General features: G+C 64.0%; 20 protein-coding genes. 4 read left to right on the forward strand and 16 right to left on the reverse strand.

Going from position 1 to position 21,826, the window contains the following annotated elements:
* Positions 1 to 223: 223 nt before the first annotated feature.
* The 5 genes from eppA to INQ47_RS03380 all read right to left on the reverse strand — a co-directional run bounded on the left by eppA (position 224) and on the right by INQ47_RS03380 (position 4,228).
* Positions 224 to 400: an EPS-associated small membrane protein EppA gene (gene eppA, locus INQ47_RS03360; RefSeq protein ID WP_252461288.1), complete on the reverse strand. Its 177-nt coding sequence runs from the start codon at positions 398 to 400 to the stop codon at positions 224 to 226.
* A 246-nt stretch (positions 401 to 646) separates the two neighbouring features.
* Positions 647 to 1,189, reverse strand: coding sequence for a helix-turn-helix domain-containing protein (locus tag INQ47_RS03365; protein ID WP_252461287.1), 543 nt, complete (start codon positions 1,187 to 1,189; stop codon positions 647 to 649).
* 76 nt (positions 1,190 to 1,265) lie between these two features.
* Positions 1,266 to 2,684 carry a short-chain fatty acid transporter gene (locus INQ47_RS03370; RefSeq protein WP_004576289.1) on the reverse strand — a complete coding sequence of 473 codons (1,419 nt, stop codon included), beginning with the start codon at positions 2,682 to 2,684 and terminating at the stop codon, positions 1,266 to 1,268.
* A 153-nt stretch (positions 2,685 to 2,837) separates the two neighbouring features.
* Positions 2,838 to 3,494: a CoA transferase subunit B gene (locus INQ47_RS03375; protein WP_252461286.1), complete on the reverse strand. Its 657-nt coding sequence runs from the start codon at positions 3,492 to 3,494 to the stop codon at positions 2,838 to 2,840.
* Between the two features lie 35 nt (positions 3,495 to 3,529).
* On the reverse strand, positions 3,530 to 4,228 hold the full coding sequence (locus INQ47_RS03380) for a CoA transferase subunit A (RefSeq protein ID WP_252461285.1): 699 nt from the start codon (positions 4,226 to 4,228) through the stop codon (positions 3,530 to 3,532).
* Positions 4,229 to 4,367: 139 nt separating this feature from the next.
* Between INQ47_RS03380 and INQ47_RS03385 the strand changes: the two genes are divergently transcribed.
* Positions 4,368 to 5,273 carry a LysR family transcriptional regulator gene (locus tag INQ47_RS03385; protein WP_252461284.1) on the forward strand — a complete coding sequence of 302 codons (906 nt, stop codon included), beginning with the start codon at positions 4,368 to 4,370 and terminating at the stop codon, positions 5,271 to 5,273.
* Positions 5,261 to 6,082 carry an aldo/keto reductase gene (locus INQ47_RS03390; RefSeq protein WP_404701092.1) on the forward strand — a complete coding sequence of 274 codons (822 nt, stop codon included), beginning with the start codon at positions 5,261 to 5,263 and terminating at the stop codon, positions 6,080 to 6,082. The genes INQ47_RS03385 and INQ47_RS03390 overlap by 13 nt, the downstream gene beginning before the upstream one ends.
* A 150-nt stretch (positions 6,083 to 6,232) precedes the next feature.
* On the opposite strand, the gene INQ47_RS03395 is transcribed toward INQ47_RS03390, so the two are convergent.
* From INQ47_RS03395 to lexA, 4 genes are read right to left on the reverse strand one after another with little or no spacing between them, the layout of a single operon-like run.
* Positions 6,233 to 9,313 carry an error-prone DNA polymerase gene (locus INQ47_RS03395; RefSeq protein WP_404701093.1) on the reverse strand — a complete coding sequence of 1,027 codons (3,081 nt, stop codon included), beginning with the start codon at positions 9,311 to 9,313 and terminating at the stop codon, positions 6,233 to 6,235.
* Positions 9,310 to 10,728 carry a Y-family DNA polymerase gene (locus INQ47_RS03400; RefSeq protein WP_404701094.1) on the reverse strand — a complete coding sequence of 473 codons (1,419 nt, stop codon included), beginning with the start codon at positions 10,726 to 10,728 and terminating at the stop codon, positions 9,310 to 9,312. Before INQ47_RS03400 ends, INQ47_RS03395 begins: the two co-directional genes overlap by 4 nt.
* 6 nt (positions 10,729 to 10,734) lie before the next feature.
* Positions 10,735 to 11,355, reverse strand: coding sequence for a translesion DNA synthesis-associated protein ImuA (gene imuA, locus INQ47_RS03405; protein ID WP_004374214.1), 621 nt, complete (start codon positions 11,353 to 11,355; stop codon positions 10,735 to 10,737).
* The gene (lexA, locus tag INQ47_RS03410) at positions 11,355 to 11,972 is read right to left on the reverse strand and encodes a transcriptional repressor LexA (RefSeq protein ID WP_209966236.1); all 618 of its coding nucleotides are present in this window, start codon (positions 11,970 to 11,972) and stop codon (positions 11,355 to 11,357) included. Before lexA ends, imuA begins: the two co-directional genes overlap by 1 nt.
* Positions 11,973 to 12,063: 91 nt before the next feature.
* Between lexA and INQ47_RS03415 the strand changes: the two genes are divergently transcribed.
* Positions 12,064 to 12,747 (forward strand): HAD family phosphatase, encoded by a 684-nt coding sequence (locus tag INQ47_RS03415; RefSeq protein ID WP_252461280.1) that lies wholly within the window; start codon positions 12,064 to 12,066, stop codon positions 12,745 to 12,747.
* Here the strand turns inward: INQ47_RS03415 and INQ47_RS03420 are convergent.
* From INQ47_RS03420 to INQ47_RS03435, 4 genes are read right to left on the reverse strand one after another with little or no spacing between them, the layout of a single operon-like run.
* Positions 12,744 to 14,129 carry an MFS transporter gene (locus INQ47_RS03420; RefSeq protein WP_404701095.1) on the reverse strand — a complete coding sequence of 462 codons (1,386 nt, stop codon included), beginning with the start codon at positions 14,127 to 14,129 and terminating at the stop codon, positions 12,744 to 12,746. The two genes, INQ47_RS03415 and INQ47_RS03420, sit on opposite strands and share 4 nt — an antisense overlap.
* 44 nt (positions 14,130 to 14,173) lie before the next feature.
* Positions 14,174 to 14,500 carry an NIPSNAP family protein gene (locus INQ47_RS03425; protein ID WP_392487511.1) on the reverse strand — a complete coding sequence of 109 codons (327 nt, stop codon included), beginning with the start codon at positions 14,498 to 14,500 and terminating at the stop codon, positions 14,174 to 14,176.
* Positions 14,500 to 16,215, reverse strand: a complete 1,716-nt coding sequence (locus tag INQ47_RS03430; protein ID WP_252461277.1) for an FAD-dependent oxidoreductase — start codon at positions 16,213 to 16,215, stop codon at positions 14,500 to 14,502. Before INQ47_RS03430 ends, INQ47_RS03425 begins: the two co-directional genes overlap by 1 nt.
* Positions 16,212 to 17,039 carry an SDR family NAD(P)-dependent oxidoreductase gene (locus INQ47_RS03435; RefSeq protein ID WP_404701096.1) on the reverse strand — a complete coding sequence of 276 codons (828 nt, stop codon included), beginning with the start codon at positions 17,037 to 17,039 and terminating at the stop codon, positions 16,212 to 16,214. Before INQ47_RS03435 ends, INQ47_RS03430 begins: the two co-directional genes overlap by 4 nt.
* 176 nt (positions 17,040 to 17,215) lie before the next feature.
* On the opposite strand from INQ47_RS03435, the gene INQ47_RS03440 reads away from it, so the two are divergent.
* Complete coding sequence (locus INQ47_RS03440; RefSeq protein ID WP_252461276.1) at positions 17,216 to 18,088, forward strand: helix-turn-helix domain-containing protein; 873 nt, start codon at positions 17,216 to 17,218, stop codon at positions 18,086 to 18,088.
* Between the two features lie 77 nt (positions 18,089 to 18,165).
* Here INQ47_RS03440 and INQ47_RS03445 read toward each other — a convergent pair whose 3' ends face one another.
* The 3 genes from INQ47_RS03445 to INQ47_RS03455 form a co-directional block, all read right to left on the reverse strand.
* Positions 18,166 to 18,939, reverse strand: coding sequence for an IclR family transcriptional regulator (locus tag INQ47_RS03445; protein ID WP_404701097.1), 774 nt, complete (start codon positions 18,937 to 18,939; stop codon positions 18,166 to 18,168).
* Positions 18,940 to 19,003: 64 nt separating this feature from the next.
* Positions 19,004 to 20,461 carry an amidase gene (locus INQ47_RS03450; protein WP_404701098.1) on the reverse strand — a complete coding sequence of 486 codons (1,458 nt, stop codon included), beginning with the start codon at positions 20,459 to 20,461 and terminating at the stop codon, positions 19,004 to 19,006.
* A complete protein-coding gene (locus tag INQ47_RS03455; RefSeq protein ID WP_252461273.1) occupies positions 20,458 to 21,768 on the reverse strand; it encodes a citrate-proton symporter in 1,311 nt (436 codons plus the stop codon). The genes INQ47_RS03450 and INQ47_RS03455 overlap by 4 nt, the downstream gene beginning before the upstream one ends.
* Between the last annotated feature and the right edge of the window lie 58 nt (positions 21,769 to 21,826).

Below are 21,826 nucleotides of genomic sequence, written 5' to 3' on the forward strand. Positions count from 1 at the left end.
TGAGAACAACACACCAACTCTCGCTCCGCTTCGCGACGCACAGCTGCCGCGATGGCCTCGACCTTCCTGCAGGCCCTTACCTTGATACTGTAGCCGTGGGCTGCAACGTTCTTAACGTTGGCCCTTACGGGCTACTGGGAATATAGCAACGGTTGGAGAATTCACAAGCCATGCCTGTGGCCTCTCGGCAATGGGCAGTCACTTCGGGTACAAGGTGTCCGGTTCAGATCTTTCTGCGGTTGGCAACAGCAACAAAACCGACGACAGCAAAGGCAAAGAACCAGCCCGCAGTTGAAACAGGAATGATACTGTTCTGACTGATATACGAATCTGCCGCGCGGGCAGCACCACTTAGCATCACCAGCAAGAACATCGATTTGATTATCAGAGTCGAGCGCATACTCCCCTCCTAAAAACAGGAAAATCAATTAGTTATTGGCGCGGTGTTGCGGGAGTTGTTTCGTTGTTGATTTGAGCTTATGGGCACAATGACACTACGTCAATGATCCGACACCATAATAAAATTCAATGGGCGATGGGTGCATTCGTCAAAAAAGCGACACGCAGATTATGCAAGGGAGGGCTGGTGCGATGTATCTGGCGTTTCACAGCTGAGAACAAGGGGCATACCTGCCCCCCTGATGTTTTATTCGTCTGCGTGGTGAACCACGACCAGTAATTGCGCCGGTGAGACACCTACCGAGCGCAGCCGGTGCGGCGTCTGGGCGTTGAAATGCAGGGCGTCGCCCTGCTCCAGCATTACCCGCTCGCTCATGAAATCCACTTCTACCTGGCCTGCGTGAACAAACAGGAACTCTTCGCCCTGGTGCTCCTTGAACGTGGGGTCGCTGAACTCGGACGGCGGCTGGATCAGAAACGGCAGCAGGCTGCGCTGGCCAACCTGACTGGTGAGGGCCGCATACCCCGGCCCTTGCCCATCGCCAACCAAGGCCTGGCGCTCGGTATGGCGCACCAGGCTGTAGCGGCTCTGTCCGGCCTGTTCTTCGGCGAACAGCTCTTCGACATTGACGTTCAGCGCCCTCGCCAGTTTCAGCGCCGCAGCGATCGAGGGCGTGTTGAGGCCGCGCTCGACCTTGGACAGGTAGCTTTTGGTCATGCCAGTCTTTTCGGCCAGCATTTCCAGGGTCATCCCCAGTTTCTTACGCAGCAGTTTCAATCGGATAGACATGTGACGCGTGTTTCCCAGGCTGAGGCAGCCATGATACGCGTCTGAAAGCTGACGCCAAGCCTGCAGAGGCCTTGAATCAAGGCATCACTGGCGGTACGTACTGCAGCGTTGTACCCAATGCCCACAGCAACACCAGCACCAACGGCACATGCACCAGCAATTGCACGAACGAGAACCCGATCAGGTCGCGCGCCTTGAGCCCCAGCACGCCCAGCAGCGGCAGCATGTAGAACGGGTTGATCAGGTTCGGCAAGGCTTCGGCCGCGTTGTAGATCTGCACCGCCCACCCCAGGTGGTACTGCAGGTCGTTGGCCACCAGCATCACGTAAGGGGCCTCGATGATCCACTTGCCACCGCCGGATGGGATGAAGAAGCCCAGCACCGCCGAATACACGCCCATCAGCACGGCATACGTGTCGTGGGTGGCAATCTGGGTGAAGAACAGTGAAATATGGTGGGCCAGCGTCTGTTCATCGACGCCCTTCACCTGAGTGAGGATGGCGGCGATCGAACCATACAGCGGGAACTGGATCAGCACACCGGTGGTGGTCGGTACCGCACGCGCCACCGCATCAAGGAAGCTGCGTGGGCGCCAGTGCAGCAAAGCACCGAGCATGATGAACAACAGGTTGTAGGTGTTGAGCCCCGAGATGGCGGTAATCGCGGGTTTTGTCGCAAACTCCTGATAGAGCCAGCCAGCAGCCAAGGCCACCAACAGCAGGATCAGGATCGGGCTGTGTTCCAGCCACTCCCCCGGGCGCGTGCGTTGCGGGGCGGGTGGCGCTGTGAAGCTGGGGTCGACACCGCAGTCTTCGGCGCTACGTGCGCTGTTCGGGCCCGGCGCGGTGGCGTAGGCGATCACCAGCGAGACCACCACCAGCGCCGCCAGCATCACGCCGGACTGCCAGAGAAAGATGGTTTCGGTAAAGGGAATCACCCCGGTTATCGACAGGATTGAAGGTGGCAGACTGGCCGGGTTGGCCTGCAACTGCGCCGCCGAGGATGACAGGCCCAGCGCCCACACCGCACCCAGGCCCAGGTAAGCCGCCGCACCCGCTGCGCGGTAATCCATCTTCAGGTCGGTACGCCTCGCCAGGGCGCGTACCAACAAGCCTCCAAACACCAGCGACAGCCCCCAGTTGAGCAAGGAAGCCAGCATCGAGATCAGCGCTACCCAGCACACTGCCGAGCGCCCATTGCCGGGGATACGCGCCAGGCGATCGATCAACCTCGCGGCCGGCGGCGAGCTGGCCACCACATAACCACCGATGACCACGAAAGCCATCTGCATGGTGAACGGTATCAGGCTCCAGAAACCGTCGCCAAAAGCCTTGGCGGTGTCGGTCGGTTTGGCGCCCATGGCCAGTGCGCCAATACACACCAGCAGTACCGCCAACGCGGCGAACACCCAGGAGTCGGGGAACCAGCGTTCGGCCCAGTTGGAGCAGCGCAAGGCAAAGCGCGCGGAGCGGCTGTCTTGGATTTCAGCGGCCACGGTGAATTCCTTTTATTGGTTTTATGAGATAAAGCGGTATTGCCAGGCAACGCAAAAAACCTGTGGGAACGGGTTTACCCGCGAATGCGGCGGTCTATGTACCGACGCATTCGCGGGTAAACCCGCTCCTACAGGGTGAGATCACGTCATGCCTTAGAAGGTCATTTCCTTCACATCCTCCGGCACGATCAGCTTGCCGGCGGTTTTCTCGATGATTTCCTCGACGCTGACCCCGGGTGCGGTCTCGCGCAGGATGAAGGCGCCGTCTTCGATTTCCAGGTAGGCCAGGTCGGTCAGCACCTTGCGGATGCAGCCCGCACCGGTCAGCGGCAGGCTGCACTGCGGCAGCAACTTGGACTCGCCGTCCTTGGAGGCATGGGTCATGGTGACGATGATGTTGTCGGCGCCGGCCACCAGGTCCATGGCCCCACCCATGCCCTTGACCAACTTGCCCGGAATCATCCACGAGGCGATGTTGCCCTGCACGTCCACCTCGAAAGCGCCCAGTACAGTCAGGTCGACGTGGCCGCCACGGATCATGGCGAACGATTGTGCCGAATCGAAGATCGAGGCGCCGCGGCGGGCGGTGACAGTTTGCTTGCCGGCGTTGATCATGTCGGCATCAAGGGTGCTTTCGGTCGGGAATTCGCCCATGCCGAGCAAGCCGTTTTCCGATTGCAGCATCACATCCATGTCGGCGGGTACATAGTTCGCCACCAAGGTGGGGATGCCGATGCCCAGATTGACGTAGTAACCGTCCTTCAGTTCACGGGCAACGCGTTGCGCCATCTGTTCGCGGGTCAGTGCCATGGTCAGGATCTCTTTATTGTTCGGGTGGATGGCGCTCAGGCCTTGACGGTGCGCTTTTCGATACGCTTTTCGAAGGTGCCGACTATGACACGGTCCACGTAGATGCCCGGGGTGTGGATTTCGCTTGGCAGCAGCACGCCGGGTTCGACGATTTCTTCCACTTCGACCACGGTGATCTTGCCGGCGGTGGCCGCCAGCGGGTTGAAGTTTTGCGCAGTGTTGCGGTAAACCACGTTGCCGTAGTGGTCGGCCTTCCAGCCCTTGACGATGGCGAAGTCACCGGTGATGGATTCTTCCAGGATGTACTTGCGGCCCTTGAACTCGCGGACTTCCTTGCCGTCGGCAACCGGGGTGCCATAGCCAGTGGCGGTGTAGAACGCCGGAATGCCGGCACCACCGGCGCGCATTTTTTCGGCGAGGGTGCCCTGTGGGGTCAGCTCCACTTCCAGTTCGCCACTGAGCAACTGGCGTTCGAACTCGGCGTTTTCGCCCACATAGGAGGCGATCATCTTGCGGATCTGCCGGTCTTCCAGCAGCATGCCCAGGCCAAAACCGTCCACGCCGCAGTTGTTGGAAACCACGGTCAGGCCCTTGACGCCGCGCCGTTTGATTTCGCTGATAAGGTTTTCCGGGATGCCGCACAGGCCGAAACCACCGGCCAGTACCGTCATGTTGTCGCTCAGGCCTTCAAGGGCCTGTTCATAGGTTGCAACGCGCTTGTCCAGTCCGGCCATGCTGATCCGCCTTTTGTAGTTGTTTAACCGACGAGGCTGTCGGTGAGCGTGTGCCGACATCTTCACCGCAAGCGACTGATTTGTTAATTTTGTTTTCGTCATCGATTGATAAATTTTATAAAACAAAAATAGGCCCGACATGAACGTCAAGCAACTACGCGCCTTTGTCGCCGTGGCCAAGTACCAGAGCTTCGCCCAGGCCGGCGAACACCTGCACGTTTCGCAACCGGCACTGAGCCTGACCATCAAGGCGCTGGAAGAAAACCTCGGCGGCGCCCTGCTCAGCCGCACCACGCGCAGCGTCAGCCTGACTGCCGAAGGCGAAGTGCTGTTGCCACTGGCACGCCGCCTGCTGGCCGACTGGGACGACACTGAAGAGATGCTGCGCCAGCGCTTCACCCTGCAATTGGGCCGTGTGTCGGTGGCGGCCATGCCGGCTTTTGCCGGCAACCTGTTGCCCCACTCGCTCAAGGTGTTTCGCCAGCGCTACCCCAAGGTCAACGTCACCGTGCACGACGTAATCAACGAACAGGTACAGGAACTGGTACGCCATCGCCGCGTCGAACTGGGCATCGGCTTCGAGCCGGATAACATCGATGGGCTGGACTTCCACCCGTTGTACATGGACCGCTTCGTTGCGGTAGTGGCCGCCGACTCGCCCTTGGCACTGCTGCCCCAGGTCAGCTGGGCACAGCTGATGGCCGAAGACTTCGTGGCCCTGCAGCGCCCTTCGGCAGTGCGCCTGCTGATGGAGCAGAATGTGGCGGCCCGCCACGGCAAGCTGGCAGTAGCGTTCGAAAGCCACCAGCTGACGACCATCGGCCGCATGGTTGCCAGCGGCCTGGGGGTCAGTGCCGTGCCGGCGCTGTGCATCAACCAGATGCAGGAGCTGGGTGCCCGCTGCGTAACCTTGGTCGAGCCCACTGTCGAACGGCGCATCGGCGTGATTGCCCTCAGCGAGCACAAGCTTTCCACCGCAGCGCAGGCACTGCTTGAGGTTCTTCTTTCCAATACCCGGATCCCGGAGGTGACATGCGTTTCGTAACACTGGCAGGCACGAGTGTTCCATCCATCGGCCAAGGCACCTGGTACATGGGCGAAGACCCAGGTCACAAGGCTGCCGAAGTCGCGGCGCTGCAACAGGGCATCGAGCTGGGCCTGAACCTGATCGACACCGCCGAGATGTATGCCGAAGGGGGGGCAGAAGAGGTCGTTGGCCAAGCCATTGCCGGGCGCCGCGACCAGGTATTTCTGGTCAGCAAGGTCTACCCGCACAATGCCGGCCTGCGCGGCATGGCGGCTGCCTGCGAACGCAGCCTCACCCGGCTGGGCACCGACTGCATCGACCTTTACCTGCTGCACTGGCGTGGTCAGCACCCGCTGGAGGAAACCGTCGAAAGCTTCGAGCGCTTGCGCGAGCAAGGCAAGATCAAGCGCTGGGGCGTGTCCAACTTCGACGTCGACGACTTGCGCGAGCTGCATAACCCTGATTGCGCAACCAACCAGGTGTTGTACAACCCGGCCCAGCGTGGCATCGAATTCGACTTGCTGCCGTGGTGCGAAAAACGTGGCTTGCCGACCATGGCCTACTGCCCGCTGGCTCAGGCCGGGCGCTTGTTGCAGCACCCGGTACTGGCAGAAATCGCCGAGCGTCATGGCGCCACACCGGCCCAGGTCAGCCTGGCCTGGGTGACCCGCGATGACGGCGTGATCGCCATCCCCAAGGCAGTGGCGCCCGAGCATGTGCGGCTCAATGCAGCGGCGGGAGCGCTGACCTTGACCAGCGAAGACCTGCGGGCGATCGACCGGGCGTTCCCTGCGCCGACGCACAAGCAGCGGTTGGCGATGGTGTAACCGGCGAGCGCAAGCTGGATCAGTAGATGACCTCTGTGGGCGCGGGCATACCCGCGAACACCGGCAAGGCCGGTGCCATGCAACGCGGTGGCTGCTTCGCGGGCTCGCCCGCTCCCACAGGGAGCCGCGCAAGTACCGAGCGTTGGGGTTTCAGTGGAAATCCCGGCTGCGCACATCCAGCCCTTGCAGCAGCGGACTCACATCCTCCAACCGCCGCGCAATCAAGTGCCGCACCCCATTCTCCTGCTCCAGCCGCCCACTGACCTTGAGCAGCTGCGAACCCACCAGCGCCCGCCGCTGCCGTTCGGCCAGCGCACGCCACACCACCACGTTGACCATGCCATGCTCGTCCTCCAGGGTAACGAAGGTCACACCGCTGGCGGTTTGAGGCCGTTGCCGGCCCACCACCAGCCCGGCCACGGCAATGTTGTCGCCATGCTCCACACCCTGTAATTCACTGGAGCTGCGACACCCCAGCGCCCTCAGACGAGAGCGCAACAGGGCCAGTGGATGTGGGCCAAGCGTAGTGCCGAGGGTTTGATAATCGGCCATCAAGTCCTCGCCCACGGTTGGCACGGGCAATTGCACCGTTTCTTCAGGCAAGGCCTGCACATCGGCGAACAACGGCAGCTGCGGCTGCACCGCAGCCACCTGCCAGCGCGCCTGATGCCGATCGCTGGCCAAAGCGCGCAGCGCCCCGCCATCAGCCAGGCGGGCACGGGCCCGAGCGTCCAGGCCGGCGCGCAGGCACAGGTCTTCGACGTTGCGCCACGGCCGCTGCGCCCTCGCCTGCTGCACGCGCCTGGCATCGGCTTCGGCCAGGCCACGCACCAGCCGCAGCCCCATGCGAATGGCCAGGGTGCCTTCAGCATCAGGCTCCAGGGTGCAGTCCCAGTCGCTGTGGCAGACATCAACCGGCCGTACCTCGATACCTTGGCGGCGAGCCTCTTGCAACAGTTGATCAGGGCTGTAGAAGCCCATCGGCCAACTGTTGACCAACGCACAGGTGAAAATCGCCGGCTCATGGCACTTCAGCCAACTGCTGGCATAGCACAGCAAGGCAAAGCTGGCCGCATGCGACTCAGGGAAGCCATAGCTGCCAAACCCCTTGATCTGCTCGAAGATGCGCTCGGCAAACGCCAGCGTGTAACCATTGCGCAACATGCCCTGCACCAGCCGTTCGCGGTGCGGCTCCAGGCCGCCGTGGCGCTTCCAGGCGGCCATGCTGCGGCGCAACTGGTCGGCCTCGCCCGGGGTATAGTCGGCCGCGACCATCGCCAGCTCCATCACCTGCTCCTGGAACAGCGGCACGCCCAAGGTACGCTCGAACACCTCCTTCAGTTGCGGCGACGGATACGTCACCGGTTCCTGCTTCAGGCGCCGGCGCAGGTACGGGTGCACCATGTCGCCCTGGATCGGCCCAGGGCGGACGATGGCTACCTCGATGACCAGGTCGTAGAACTTTTGGGGCCGCAGCCGCGGCAACATGGCCATTTGCGCGCGTGACTCGATCTGGAACACGCCCATGGTTTCGGCACGGCTGATCATGGCGTAGGTGGCCGGGTCTTCGCTAGGGATGGTCGCCAGGGTCAGGTGCCGGCCACGGTGGCGTTGCAGCAGGTCGAAGCAGCGGCGCAAGGCGCTAAGCATGCCCAGCGCCAGTACGTCGACCTTGAGCAGGCCGACCATGTCCAGGTCATCCTTGTCCCACTGGATCACCGTACGCTCCGGCATCGCGGCATTCTCCACCGGCACCAGCTGGTCGAGCGGTTGCTGGGAGATGACAAAACCACCCGGATGCTGCGACAGGTGCCGGGGGAAGCCGATGAGTTCGCCGGCCAGCACCAGCACCCGCCGCAGCGAAGGGCTGCCCGCTTCGAAACCGGCCTCGGCCAGGCGCTGGTCATCGGGTATGCGATCGCTCCAGCGGCCACAACATTTGGCCAGGGCATCCACCTGGTCGGCAGGCAGCCCCAGCACCCGCGCCACATCCCGCACCGCACCGGCGGCATGGTAGGTGTTGACTACCGCAGTGAGCGCCGCCCGGTGCCGGCCATAGCGACGGAACACATACTGGATCACCTCCTCGCGCCGGTCGTGCTCGAAGTCCACGTCAATGTCCGGTGGCTCGTTGCGCTCGCGCGACAGGAAGCGCTCGAACAGCAGGTGGTGTTTCATGGGGTCAAGCTCGGTGATGCCCAGCACGAAGCACACCACCGAGTTGGCTGCCGACCCCCGGCCCTGGCATAGAATGCGCTGGCTGCGGGCGAAGGCGACAATGTCGTGCACCGTCAGAAAGTAGCTTTCGTAGCCCAGCTCTTCGATCAGCCCCAGTTCCTTGGCAAGCACATCCCGCACCTTGCCACTCGGCCCGCCTGGCCAGCGCAGCGGCAGGCCTTGCTCGCACAATTCGCGCAACCAGCTTGCCGGGGTATGCCCCTCGGGCACCAGTTCGCGTGGGTACTGGTAGTTCAGTTCGCTCAGGTCAAACTGGCAGCGCCGGGCAATGACCAGGGTCTCGGCCAGCAGGTCGAGCGGATACAGCTCGCCCAGTTGCGCCTGGCTGCGCAGGTGCCGTTCGCCATTGGCAAACAGAAAGCGCCCGGCCTCGCTCACCTGGCAATGCTGGCGGATGGCAGTCATGCAGTCCTGCAAGGCACGGCGACCACGCACGTGCATGTGCACGTCGCCACAGGCCACGGTGCGAATGCCTACATCAGCCGCCAGTACCCGCAGCCGTTGCAGGTGCACGGCATCGTCACTGCCCCGATGCAGGTGCACGGCCAGCCACAGGCGCTCAGCGAACACACTGCGCAGCCACGCGCCGGTAGCGATATCGCCACTGTCAGCGGCCACCCACAGGGCCAGCAGGCCTTGGTGGTGCAGCAGCAAGTCATCACGAAACAGCTGGTACGCCCCCTTCTCTGCCCGCCGCCGGGCACGGGTGATCAGGGCGCACAGGTTCTGGTAGCCGGTCAGGTTCTCGACCAGCAGCACCAGTTTGGGCCCGTCGCACAATTGCACCTCGCTGCCAACGATCAGCCGCAACTGGTGCACCTTGGCTGCCTGCCAGGCGCGCACAATACCGGCCAGCGTGCATTCGTCAGTGATCGCCAAGGCCTGGTAGCCCTGCTCGCGCGCACGCCGGAACAGCTCGTCGGCGCTCGATGCACCGCGCTGGAAGCTGAAGTTGGAAAGGCAATGCAGCTCGGCATAACCCGGGGTGTTCATGCGAACCAACCCTGCAGCCAAAGCGGGCCGGCCTGGCTCAGGTCGCGGTAGGCCCAGCCGCGCAGGCCGTCACGGGTTTCGATGCGGTAGTAGTCGCGACGCACATCGCCGCCATCCCACCAACCGGATTCGATACGTTCGGCGTAGCCCTGCACCTGGTAGCCGGCATCATCCAGCGCGATCGGTGCCGACAACAGCCAGCCCGGGCGGCTGCCCGGTGCAACCGGCATGTTGCCTTGGGCACCCTGCTCTACCAACTGCCAGGCGCATTCGGGGCGGTGATCGGCTGCTGCGCCAAGCCCCTTGACGGCCTCATCCCCCAGGCGGGCGCGCAACCGCTCGCGCAACTGCGCCCAGGGTTGCGCCTGTTGCGCCCGCGGGTCGAACAACGCCTGATGCTGTGGCACGAAGGGTGGCAAGTCTTCGGCAACCAGCCGCAGGTTGCGCACCGGTGCGGGTATGCGCAGCGGCTCAAGGCGCGCACGGGCCAGCTCGAACAGCATCGCAGCATCGCGTTCCGCCGCCAGCAGGCCCACCTTGAGCAGGGTATCCGGCCCCTCGGCGTGCTCCAGATGCAGGCAGAAGCGCTGCACGCCACAGTCTCGCCCGGCCAGAAATGCAGCAAGGTCGTTGAGCATGCGCCGCAGCGGGAACAACAGCGCCTGGTGCGACTCGACGTCGAAGTTGAGTTCCAGCCGGGTTTCGAAACGGTCCGGTGGCTGGTAGAAGTCCAGCCCCAGGTTGCGCAGGCCGAGCAACTGATCGAGGTGCAGTTGCACCTGGGCCGCAAAGCGCCTGGCCAAGGTATCGCGCGGCAAGGCCAATACCTGGCCCAGCTGGTGCAAGCCCATGCGGGCAAACGCTTCGGCCGCCTCTGCCGGCAGGCCGACGCGCGTGATGGGCATGCCAAGCAGCGCCGCTCGGGTGGCGTCGACATCGCCCACGGCCAGGCCATCGTGGCCATTGGCGAGCATGCGAGCAGCCACCGGGTTGCTGGCCAGGACAATGCGTTGACGCAGGCCCAGTTCTGCCAGCCCCTGACGCAGACGCGCCTCGAACAAGGGCCAGGGCCCGAACAGTTGCAGGCTGGAGCCCACTTCCAGCAACAGCGCCCGTGGGTAATGCAGGCTGACCTGGGCACTGAAGCGGTAGGCCCAGGCCGCCAGCAGCTGTTGCACCTGATCGATGCGTTTGGGGTCGGCTTCGACACAGGTAAAGCCATCGGCCAGGGCACGCGCTGCGGTCAGGGTTTGCCCGGCCCGCAGGCCAAGTGCAGCGGCCGCCGGGTTGACTGCCTGCAACAGGCGACGCTGGGTCGGCCCGCCAATCAGCACCAAAGGCGTGTCAGGGTCGTCACGCTCACGCAGGACGGTGTCCAGCGCAAGCTGCGGGAGCAGGATGCAGGCCCAGAGCATGGTGCATCAGCCCCGCCCCGGGCAGGGTATTGGCAGTGCTGGTGGCATGCCACCCCGGCTTTTCAGCACGCGCCATTGCGCCGGGCGTGTGTCGACTGCAATGCGCAGCGCTGCGGGTGAAGGGTTGTGCGACGCCTGCTGCGGCCTGCAGGCGAACGCCAGTGCCTGCCCGGTTTCGGCCGCTACCTGCAAGCGCCGCAGGGCGCGGTCATCGGCACGTTCCGGCCAGCACAGCACCGCCGCGCAACTGCCCGAGCGCAGGCACTGTTCGGCAGCCCACAGGGCATCGGCAGGCTCGGCATCCACCTGTACCAGCCAGCGCAGGTCCACCCCCGCTGCCTGCCAGGCTGGTGCAAAAGGGATGAAGGGTGGAGCCACCAGCACCACTCTGCTGGCTTCTGCACTCAGCCGGGCCAGGGTTGGCCACAGCAACTGCAATTCGCCACAGCCGGGGTTGGCCAGCAACAGCTCGCTCAGTGCTGCCGCCGGCCAGCCACCTTCCGGCAAACGTTCGTCGAGGGCCGCATGGCCGGTGGGCTGCAGCCCGAGCGGTCGCGCCTGGGCCTGCCGGCCGCGCCATACCCGGCGCTGTTCCAGCAGCCTGTCGAGGTCGACCACGGCACCCATCAGTCACGCCTCAGCAAGCCGCAGAACACGCCTTCGATGAAAAAGTCCTGTTCGGGCCGCACATCGATCGGCGCATAGGCCGGGTTGCGTGGCAACAGCCGGTAAGTGCCGCCTTGGCGCTGCAGGCGCTTGATGGTCACTTCGCCGTCCAGGCGCGCAACCACGATTTGCCCGTCGCGGGCGTCGGCCTGTTGCAGGATGCCGACCAGGTCACCGTCAAAGATGCCGTCGCCGATCATCGAGTCGCCCCGCACCTTCAGCAGGTAGTCGGGGGTACGGCGGAACAGGCTGGGGTCGAGCAGCAACTGCTCGTGGATGTCCAGGTCCGGGCCGATGGGGGCACCTGCCGCCACCTGGCCCAGCACGGGTACTTCGAGGATTTCTGGCCGGCGCAGCGGTTCGGCCAGGCGTATGCCCCGGGCCTGGTTTGGCGTGACATCGATGTAACCGGCCTGGCACAGGGCGGTGATGTGCTTGCGCGCAACGCTGCGCGAGGCAAAACCGAAGCGCGTGGCGATATCGGCCAGGCTCGGCGGCTGACCATGCTCGGCAATACGCTCACGGATGAATTCGAAAATGGCGCGGCGTTTGGGGGTAAGAGTGTCCATGGAGCACATTTGTACTCTTTTCGGAGCGCGCTGAACAGCCCCCTTCGTCGTCAGCTTTGGTTATGATCCCTTGGCTTGTGTTTTTTCATCTGGATATCCCATGCTGACCGCCCTGCTGTTCGACCTTGACGGTACCCTCACCGACACTGACACCCTGCACCTGCAGGCCTTTCGCCAACTGCTGCGTGAACACGATGGCCGCGAGCTGAGCCAGGCGCAGTTCGATGCCCAGGTCAGCGGCCGCGCCAACGGCGAGCTGTTCGCCGAGCTTTTCAGCGGCGCCAGTGTCGAACAGTGCCAGGCGTTGGCCGACCGCAAGGAAGCGCTGTTCCGCGCAATGTCGCCGTCGCTTGAACCGATGCCGGGCCTGTTGCGCCTGCTGGAGCATGCCCAGGCCCATGCCATCGGCATGTGTGTGGTGACCAACGCACCGCGGCTGAACGCCGAGCACATGCTGAACGCCATGGGCCTGGGCCAGCACTTTGAACATGTGCTGGTAGCCGAAGAACTGGCACGGCCCAAACCGGACCCGCTGCCCTACCTCACAGGCCTGCAGCGCCTGGGTGCCGAGGCCGGGCAAGCGCTGGCCTTCGAGGACTCATTGCCGGGGACGGCCGCGGCCAGTGGCGCGGGGATCTTTACCGTGGGCGTGGCCACGACGCAGACCCCGGAGCGGTTGCTGGCGGCGGGCGCCAGGCTGGTTGTCGACGATTTCAATGATGCGGCGTTGTGGGCGTTGATCGAGCGTATGGCTTCAGATAGGGGCTGTGTTCCCGAAGGCTAGGGAGTGGGAGCCGAACCTGCTGGCGCTGCAGCCGGGGTGCCGGCTGTACAGCCTGGAACGCTAAGCCGTGACGCCGCATTTCGCCCCTGCAGCCATACCGCCAAAGCCGCCAACCCTGCGGGTAGCAACAACGAAGCGAACACCTGGGCAAAACTCCAGCCCAGTGCCAGCATCTGTGCCCCGGCAAAGGCACTGAGAATCGCACCCAGGCGCCCGATGCCGCTCATCCAGCTGGCGCCGGTCGCCCGTGCTTCAGTCGGGTAAAAAGCCGCCGCCAGTGCATTCATGCCAACACTTGCCCCATTAAGGCCAAAGCCCACAGCGCTCGCAACCGCACACAACCAGGCGAAGTCCGCAGCGACCTGACCAATTGCAAAAATCACCACACCACTTAACAGGAAGGTCAGTACCAGCACGCGCTGCGCCGGGTAGCGATCCATGGCCCAACCCACCGAAATTGCCCCCAACGGGCCGCCAATCTGGAAACAGGCGGTGACGATGGCCGCTTCGGCCACCGAAAACCCGCCCCCCTCCTTTACCAGCGTCGGCAACCAGCCGCTGAACAGATAGACCAGGAACAGCGCCAGCACGTACCCGCCCCAGAGCATGCAGGTACCAAAGCGATACCGCGCTGAGAGGATGGTGCCGATTGCACCGCCTGCAGCCTGGGCTTTACCGGGCAAGACAAAGGTCGTGTCGGCGTTGACATGCTCAGGTGCCAGGCGACGGACAATGGCCAGAATGCGCTTGCGGTCCGCCCCTTTGCTGACCAGGAACGTCACCGATTCCGGCAGGCGCCAATACAGCAACGGCAGGACCATTAGCGGCAACACCCCACCCAATGCCAAGACACTGCGCCAGCCCAGGTTCGGAATCATCCAGGCGCTGACGAAGCCACCTGCCGCCGCGCCCAGGGAGAAGCCGCAGAATGCCAGGGTAATGAGCAGCGAGCGGCTGCGTGCCGGGGCATACTCGCTGACCAGGGTGCTGGCATTGGGCATGGCTGCGCCCAGGCCCAGGCCGGTCAGAAAGCGCAACGCGACCAGGGCTTCCAGGCTGGGTGAAAAGGCCGAGGCCAGTGTCCAGAGGCCGAACAGCAGCACGCTGCACAGCAACACCGCCTTGCGCCCGTAACGGTCCGCCAAGGGGCCGGCAATCAAGGCGCCGAGTGCCAGGCCGATCAACGCGGCGCTCAATACCGGGCCCAGACTTTGCGCATCCAGGCCCCAATCGCTTTTCAATTGCGGGGCAATGAAGCCGATGATGGCGACGTCCAGGCCGTCCAGAGCGATGATGAGAAAGCCGAGGAACACTACCCATTTCTGGTAACGGCCGATGGGTTGCTGGTCGATCAGTTGGCGCACGTCGAGTGTGTTGTTCATAGGTATCACCTGTTGTTGTTTTTATGACGGTGTTTGTCGCAGCCCTAGTGGAAAAGGCTGGGTAAGCGCACAGGCCTTATGATGCGTGTTTCCTGAGCCACCACCAGGTCGCGGGTGGCATGCAGGTACGCAGCAAAGTCCGGGTCGGCATCCCGCGCTGCGCTGCGCTTCTCGAAGTCATCGAGGCTGTCATAGCCCCACAAGTGCACCACCTGGTTCAACGGCCCGATGCTGCTGGTGTAAAACGCCAGGGGTTCACCGAGATGGCGCAGCAGGATCGGCATCGCCAGCTGGTCGAACGCCTCGAGAAAGGCCGCCATGCCGCGCGGGCGAATGGTGTAGATGCGGTGGTCGACCACAGGCTTGTCCATCACGCCACCTCCCGTGCGTTGCCCGCCGCCAGCCCCTGCTCGACACCCGCCAGATGACGCCCGGTGATGTAGGCAAAGGTCATGATCGGCCCCAGGGTGATGCCCGCCCCGGGGTAGTTGCCGCCCATGATGCTGGCGCGGTCGTTACCCACCGCATACAGGCCGTCGATGACTTGCCCGTCGGCCGCCAACACTTCACCGGTCACACGGGTGCGCAGCCCGTCGAAAGTGCCCAGATCGCCCATGATCACTTTCACGGCAAAGTACGGTCCCTCGCCAACCGGCGCTACGCACGGGTTGGGTTGTTGCTGCGGGTCGGCCAGGTAGCGATTGAAGCTGGTGCTGCCGCGGCCGAACTGACGGTCTTCACCGTGGACAGCGCCAAGGTTGTACTCGCGCACAGTCTGCTCCAGCCCTTGCGCATCGATACCGGCCTTGCCGGCCAACTCCGCCAGGGTCTGGCCCTTGAGCAGGTAGCCGTTGCGCAGCAATGGCCCCAGCGGCATCGGCGCAGGCTTGGCAAAGCCCAGCCCGTATTTGGCCAGGGTGCGGCGGTCGCACACTAGCCACATGGCAGTTTCTGCCTGGTCGGAACACGCCTCGATCAGCGCTGCGCCTACGTCGTGGTAGGCATTCGACTCATTGGTGAATCGCTGCCCTGAACGCAGCACGCCGATCACACCCGGTTTGTAGCGGTCGAGCAAATGCGGAAAGGCAATATGCCGCCCACCACCCACCGGCACCTTCGACACCGGCATCCAGGCTGCAGGTGCCTGCAGGCATATATCGACCTTTGCTCCCAGCGCCTCGGCCATGCGCGCACCATCGCCGGTGTTGCCCGCTGGCACCGGTGAAAAATGCTCGCCGCCACGCCGTACATGCGGGTAGGCCTGGCGCAGCCGTTGCAGGTCATGGGAGAAACCGCCACAGGCCAGCACCACCCCGCGCCGGGCCTCGATGCGCTGCTCGCTGCCGGCCTGCCCGGTCACCGCCCCCACTACCCGCGCCCCTTCGCGCAGCAACTGCCGCGCCGGGGTGCCTGTGAGAATCGGAATGCCCAGGTCCAGTGCCGAGCGTACCAGCCGTGCCGCCAGGGCATTGCCACTGGTGACCTGGGTGCCGCGTCGGTACAAGGCCAGCTCCTTCAAATGGGTCAGCAGGCGCTTGGCCACGTAGGTGAACGAGGTCAAGGAACGGGTGACATTGAAGAAGTGCTTGAGGTCGGCATTCGACGAGTTGAACATCATGCCGATGAAGGTGATGGTCTTCAGCGGCGGGCGCAGCCGCGCCATGTCGGCCCCCAGACCACGGATGTCGTAAGGTGCGGCCAGTATCGAGCGGCCCACATCGACGCCGCCTTCCACCTGCGGGTGATAATCGGGGTACAGCGTGGGCACGAATTTGACTGCCGTCTCGCGCTCGAAAAACTCAACCATCTGCGGCGCGTAGCGCAAGAATGCCTCCACCCCGGCCGCATCGAAGCAGGCACCGGTTTCGTTGCGCAGGTAGGTCATGGCCGCTGCTTGGCTGTCATTGCCCCCGTGCCGGGTGCCCGGCACCCACAATACGCCGCCGGAAAACGCCGTGGTGCCGCCGAAGCACTCCTCCTTTTCGATGACGATCACATCCAGGCCAAGCTTTTTCGCGGTGATGGCTGTCGCCAGGCCGCCAGCCCCCGCACCGATGACCAGTACATCGCAGCTACGCGTACTCATTGGCCTGCCCCCTCGAAGCCAGGGCGCGGGATCAATGCCATGGGCATGCTTTCCAGTCCGCCATCCACAGTCAGCTCGGCGCCGTTGATATAGTCGGCGCGGCGGCTGGCCAGAAACAGCACGGCTTCGGCGATGTCTTGCGGTTCACCGATGCGCTGGTTGGCGGTCATGGCGCTACGCCGGCGCTCCACCTGTGGATCGGCATAGAACGCCGCCGACAATGGCGTGCGGATCAAACCCGGGCATACGGCGTTGCTGCGCACACCGCGTGGCCCCCACTCTACGGCAATCTGCCGCGACAACATGCTGACGCCTGCCTTCGCCGCGCTGTAGGCGCCACTGTTGGGTTGCGGGTAATGTGCTGCAATCGAGGCCACATGCACGATACGGCCCTGGCCGCAGTCCAGCATGGAACGGCCAAAGGCCTGGGCACACAAGAGGTAGCCACTGAGGTTGACCGCCAGCACCTGGTTCCATTGCTCCAGGCTTAGCGTGTCCAGCGCACCAGGGCGCAGCACGCTGGCATTGTTGACCAGCACATCGCAGCGCCCATGCAGCGCCTGTACCTGGGCCGCAGCCTGCTCCACGCTGGCCGGGTTGGCAATGTCGCAGGCCAGGGCACTGACTTCGCCTGCACTGTGTTCCCCCAGGGTGGCCGCCAGTTCGCGGCATTTGTCCAGGTCGCGGTCAAGCAGCACCACGTGGGCCTGCTGCTCCACCAAGGCTGCGGCCAACGCTGCGCCAATGCCGCCGGCCGCGCCGGTCACCACGCATACGGCCGACTCCAGGCCTAGCCACTGAGAAAGGATCTTGTTGTTGTACATGCTGTTCTCCAGAGCGTTGCTTGTTCTGGGCAACAGGCTATGGCCGGCAGGCCCACCGGCAGAATGGACAAAACCTGCAACCAGCCCCACATTCCCGTCAATTTGCCCACTGCGCCCTGAAGCCTGCGGGCAGCTATGGCACAGTAGCGGGTACTGAACAGAACAATTACAACACCATGAACAAGATCCCCAATTACGCCCTGTACGGTGAAACCGCGCAGCCGGTGTGGCACGAAGCCTTGCATGTGGAGCAGATATCCCAGCGCTCTGGCGCGCACAACTGGGAGATTGCCGCACATCGTCACGAAGGCTTGCTGCAGCTGTTGTACCTGCAAAGCGGTGGCGGCGAGGTGCTGTTCGACAGTGACCGGTTTCAGGTCCATGCGCCCTGCGTGGTGTACGTCCCGGCGCAGGTGGTGCATGGTTTTCATTGGGCCAGCCAGGTAGAAGGCCAGGTAATCACGGCTGCGCAGCACCCGCTGGATAGCATCGCCCAGGTGCTGGCACCCAGTGTGCTGGTACAACTGCGCAAACCACAGGTGATTGCCCTGCCCCACTGGGCCGCCGATGAAGACCCGTTGTTGCCCCTGTGTCGGGCCCTGCGCGAGGAATACCACAACCGCGCCCGCGAGCATGTGGCCAGCAGCATGGCGCTATTGCTGGCACTGATGATCCATGTCCTGCGCCATGAGCCGTACATACCCGCAGGTGAGCAACGCCCAGTATCAAGACGCAGCCAGCAACTGACTGCTTTTCGCGAGCTGGTAGACATGCACTACCGCGCGCACTGGCCACTGGCAGAATACGCCGCCGAGTTGGGCATGACCCTGGTGACGTTGGGGCGGTTGTGCCAGGAACACCTGGGCATGACGCCGATGAATGTGATCAATGCCCGACTGGTGCTGGAGGCCAAGCGCATGCTCGGGCATTCGAGCCTAAGCGTGAAAGAGATCGCCCATGAGCTGGGGTTTGCCGATGTGGGGTATTTCAGCCGGTTCTTTCGCAAGCAGGCGGGGGTGAGCCCTAGCGGATTTCGGGAGGGCCAGTGACGCCCGCTGGCTCTGTGGATGTTACTGGCAATGCACGCGCCTGTGGCTTACCCGCGAAGAAACCCGTGCAGGAAACATCAAACAGCCAAGGCCCGCTGCACTTCCCCCACAGTGGTCGCCAAACTGCTCAGGTGCAGGCTCGACACCCGCTCCACCGGCGCCTGATCCAGCGGCCATTGCAAGGCAATGCTGCCGACCAGGCGCCCTTCGGCATGTACCGGCAAGGCAATGGCGCGGATCAGGAACGGCAGGCGCACCGGGTATTCCCAGTAGCCTTCGGTGCGCTGACCAAAGCCCTTGTGCGCTTGTTCTTCGATATCGCGTAACAACCCGTCGTCACCCAGCCGCTCATGGGCCGCCAGGCGCTGCACTTCGTCCACCGCCAGCTCCCCCAGGCACGCCCGCCCCATCGCCGAATGAAACAGGCTGGCATGCTGCCCGACGATCTGACAGGTGTGCGGATAGCGCTTGCGCAGCACCTGGGGAATGGCGCTTTCCATCACCTCCAGCCGCTGGCCGTCGAAACACGACAGGTCAGCGACCAGCCCGGTGCGCTCACTCAACTCCAGCAGCATGGGCGCTGCGCTTTCCACCAGGCGCCGCTTGAAACGCAACTGGCGGTCACCGAACAGGCGTCGCGCACACAGCCGGTAGCGCCGGTCGGCAAGGCCGCGGTACAACCAGCCTTGCGCCTGCAAGGTGGCGATCATGCGCGACACCGTGGCCTTGGGCAGCGCCGTCAGGTAGTGCAGTTCTTCCAGGCCCAACGCCTCGTGCTCGCCCAGCAGGTCGACGATAGCCAGCGCCCGCTCCACCGAACGCACGCCGCCGCTGTCTGCCGTGATGCCCATGGGTATGACCTCCTTGTAGCGGGATGGTCAGGATAGCCAGCAAGATCCGCGCCTGCCCATGCTTTCATGGCGCAAGCAGGCGTTGTGGCGGGCAGCGCACCACCCAGCGGGTGAGCTGTTCATGGGCATACGCCAGCTGCAGCACGGCATGGTCGGCCTGCGCCGGGCCTATGATTTGCAGGCCCATGGGCAACCCGGCGGCATTGAACCCCACCGGCACGCTGATGCTCGGCAAACCGGCCAGGGTCGGCCCGATCATCACTTCCATCCAGCGGTGGTAGGTGTCCATTGCCCGCCCCCCGACCACCGTTGGCCATGGCTGGCGTGCATCGAAAGGGAACACCTGGGCCGAGGGCAACAGCAGGAAGTCGTAACGCTCGAACAGCTTGCCCATGGCGCGGTACCAGTCACTGCGGTCCAACGAAGCCTGGTACAGCGCCGCCGCACTCAGCTGCAAGCCACCTTCCACCTCCCACCGTGCTTCGGGCTTGAGCAATGCGCGCTTGCCGGGGTCGGCATAGGCTGCGCCGAGGTTGCCATGCACCAGGAAGTGGCGGTGGGTCAGCCAGCATTGCCACAAGCGCGCCAGGTCGAATGCCGGCTGGCAGGCCTCGACCCGGCAGCCCAGCTCGGCAAAGTCGGCCAGCGCCGACTCGCACAGGCTCATTACCCCGTCATCCATCGGCAGATAGCCGTTGTAGTCGCCCAGCCAGCCCACCCGTACACCGCGAAAATCGCGCGGCAAGCCAACGGTAAAATCGCGCCGGCCTTCGCTTAGCGACAGCGGCGCCCGGGCATCAACACCCGCCTGTATCGACAGCAGCCGCGCCACGTCGACCACACTGCGGCCCATCGGCCCTTCTGTGGCCAGCTGCTGCACGAACAGCTCGGGTGCCGGCCCATGCGGCACGCGGCCCTGCGATGGGCGCAGGCCGAACAGGTTATTGAACGCCGCCGGGTTGCGCAGCGAGCCCATCATGTCGCTGCCGTCGGCCACCGGCAGCAAGTGCATGGCCAGCGCCGCTGCAGCCCCACCGCTGCTGCCACCCGCCACCCGCGACGGGTCGTAGGCGTTGGTGGTGGTGCCAAACAAGGGGTTGTAGCTTTGCGAGCCCAGGCCAAACTCGGGCACATTGCTCTTGCCCATGATCAATGCCCCGCTCGCCCGCACCCGCGCCACGCTGATCCCATCCTGCTCGGGTACCTGCTCGGCAAACAGCGGCGAGCCGAGCGTGGTACGCAGCCCGGCCGTGGCGGCGAGGTCCTTGATTGCCTGCGGCATGCCATGCATCCAGCCGCGCGAGTGGCCACGGGCCAGTTCGCGGTCACGCGTCTCGGCCTCGGCCAGCAGCACTTCGGCCGGGCGCAGCGAGACCAGTGCATTGACCTGCCGATTGAAGCGCTCGACATGCCCCAGGTAGGCCTGCATCACCTCCCGGCATGACAACTGGCGGGCATGGATGGCCTGGGACAGTGCCTCGGCATCAAGGGCAACAATGGGGTCGATGGCTAGCGGCTTCACGGTTTTACTCCAAGGTTGAAGGCGGCAGGCTTGACTGCCTGCGGTGCTTCTTTCAGGCAATAGGTGCCCAGCAATGTCAGCAGGCAGGCAAACAGCACGTAGAACGCTGGCGCAACCGGGGTGCCGAGCACCTGGGTGAGCCAGGTCACGATCAACGGGGCAAAGCCACCGAACACCATCACCGCCACGTTGTAGGCCACCGACACGCCGGTGGAACGCACCTGGACCGGGAACTGCTCAGCCAGGGCAGTAGGTGCCGGGCCGAAGAAACCACCGATGGCCGTGCACAACAGCAGTTGCATGACCAACAGGCGCTCCAGGGAAGGCGCAGCGGCCACCCACACATACAGTGGGTAGACCATCACGAAGAACGCCAGGGTGAAGGCCATCAGCACCGGGCGCCGCCCCAGCCGGTCAGACAGCGCCCCGGACAACGGAATCACGAGGGTCATCAGCCCCACGGCGAGCATCTGCACCAGCAGCACCTGGTCCAGCGGCAGGCCTAGGCTTTTGTGGGCGAAAGTCGGCATGTTCACCAGCACCACGTAGAACGATACCGTCGCGCCGCAGGCCAACCCCATCGACACCAGCAGGCTGCGCCGGTGTTCACGCAGCACCTGCCACAGGCTGGGCGACTGGCCCTTGGCATGGCGACGCGCCTCGACAAACGCCTCAGGCTCCTCCATATGCTTGCGAATCCACAGCCCGACCGGCCCGATCAGCAGGCCCAGCACGAACGGGATGCGCCAGCCCCAGCTGTCCAGCGCCTCAGGCGAGCACAGGTGGGTAACCAACGCCACCATTGCCGCCCCGGAAAACACCGCCAGGCACTGCCCTACCAATTGCCACGAACCATACAGGCCCTTGCGGTGGGCAGGCGCGCTTTCCACCAGAAACGCCGTGGCGCTGGCGTATTCTCCACCGGTGGCAAAGCCCTGCAGCATGCGCGCCACCACTATCAGCAGCGGCGCAGCCATGCCGATGGCCAGGTAGTCGGGCGCGAAGGCGATCATGGCGATGGACACGGTCATCAGGCGGATGATCATCTGCATGGCCGCCTTGCGGCCCTTGCGGTCGGAATACATGCCCAGCAGCACGCCGCCCACCGGGCGCATGAAAAACCCGACGCCGAAGGTGGCAAGGGCCATCAGCAGCGAGGCGTACTCGTCGTCGGACGGGAAGAACTGCCGGGCGATGATGCTGGCCAGAAAGCCATACACGATAAAGTCATACCATTCCAGGGCGTTGCCGATAACGGCGGCCACCACTTGCCGGGTACGCGACACGCCGGTGCTCGAAGTCTGCATAGGGAACACTCCACACAATGATTGGGTGATCGCCCAGGCGCAGTCGCGCCCGGGTTCC

Origin of the sequence: Pseudomonas sp. 3HC3, from assembly GCF_044904505.1 — a bacterium.
GTDB classification, from domain to species: domain Bacteria; phylum Pseudomonadota; class Gammaproteobacteria; order Pseudomonadales; family Pseudomonadaceae; genus Aquipseudomonas; species Aquipseudomonas putida_Y.

Excerpts from the sequence above, each read along its gene's own strand:
- INQ47_RS03425 (WP_392487511.1), bottom strand. The coding sequence starts at position 14,500 with ATGGACAAGCCTGTGGTCGACCACCGCATCTACACCATTCGCCCGCGC.
- INQ47_RS03395 (WP_404701093.1), bottom strand. The coding sequence starts at position 9,313 with ATGAACACCCCGGGTTATGCCGAGCTGCATTGCCTTTCCAACTTCAGC.
- INQ47_RS03380 (WP_252461285.1), bottom strand. The coding sequence starts at position 4,228 with ATGGCCGGACTGGACAAGCGCGTTGCAACCTATGAACAGGCCCTTGAA.
- INQ47_RS03435 (WP_404701096.1), bottom strand. The coding sequence starts at position 17,039 with ATGTACAACAACAAGATCCTTTCTCAGTGGCTAGGCCTGGAGTCGGCC.
- INQ47_RS03440 (WP_252461276.1), top strand. The coding sequence starts at position 17,216 with ATGAACAAGATCCCCAATTACGCCCTGTACGGTGAAACCGCGCAGCCG.
- INQ47_RS03415 (WP_252461280.1), top strand. The coding sequence starts at position 12,064 with ATGCTGACCGCCCTGCTGTTCGACCTTGACGGTACCCTCACCGACACT.
- INQ47_RS03400 (WP_404701094.1), bottom strand. The coding sequence starts at position 10,728 with ATGCTCTGGGCCTGCATCCTGCTCCCGCAGCTTGCGCTGGACACCGTC.
- INQ47_RS03430 (WP_252461277.1), bottom strand. The coding sequence starts at position 16,215 with ATGAGTACGCGTAGCTGCGATGTACTGGTCATCGGTGCGGGGGCTGGC.
- INQ47_RS03420 (WP_404701095.1), bottom strand. The coding sequence starts at position 14,129 with ATGAACAACACACTCGACGTGCGCCAACTGATCGACCAGCAACCCATC.
- INQ47_RS03375 (WP_252461286.1), bottom strand. The coding sequence starts at position 3,494 with ATGGCACTGACCCGCGAACAGATGGCGCAACGCGTTGCCCGTGAACTG.
- INQ47_RS03445 (WP_404701097.1), bottom strand. The coding sequence starts at position 18,939 with ATGGGCATCACGGCAGACAGCGGCGGCGTGCGTTCGGTGGAGCGGGCG.
- INQ47_RS03385 (WP_252461284.1), top strand. The coding sequence starts at position 4,368 with ATGAACGTCAAGCAACTACGCGCCTTTGTCGCCGTGGCCAAGTACCAG.
- INQ47_RS03365 (WP_252461287.1), bottom strand. The coding sequence starts at position 1,189 with ATGTCTATCCGATTGAAACTGCTGCGTAAGAAACTGGGGATGACCCTG.
- INQ47_RS03455 (WP_252461273.1), bottom strand. The coding sequence starts at position 21,768 with ATGCAGACTTCGAGCACCGGCGTGTCGCGTACCCGGCAAGTGGTGGCC.
- imuA (WP_004374214.1), bottom strand. The coding sequence starts at position 11,355 with ATGGGTGCCGTGGTCGACCTCGACAGGCTGCTGGAACAGCGCCGGGTA.
- INQ47_RS03390 (WP_404701092.1), top strand. The coding sequence starts at position 5,261 with ATGCGTTTCGTAACACTGGCAGGCACGAGTGTTCCATCCATCGGCCAA.
- lexA (WP_209966236.1), bottom strand. The coding sequence starts at position 11,972 with ATGTGCTCCATGGACACTCTTACCCCCAAACGCCGCGCCATTTTCGAA.
- eppA (WP_252461288.1), bottom strand. The coding sequence starts at position 400 with ATGCGCTCGACTCTGATAATCAAATCGATGTTCTTGCTGGTGATGCTA.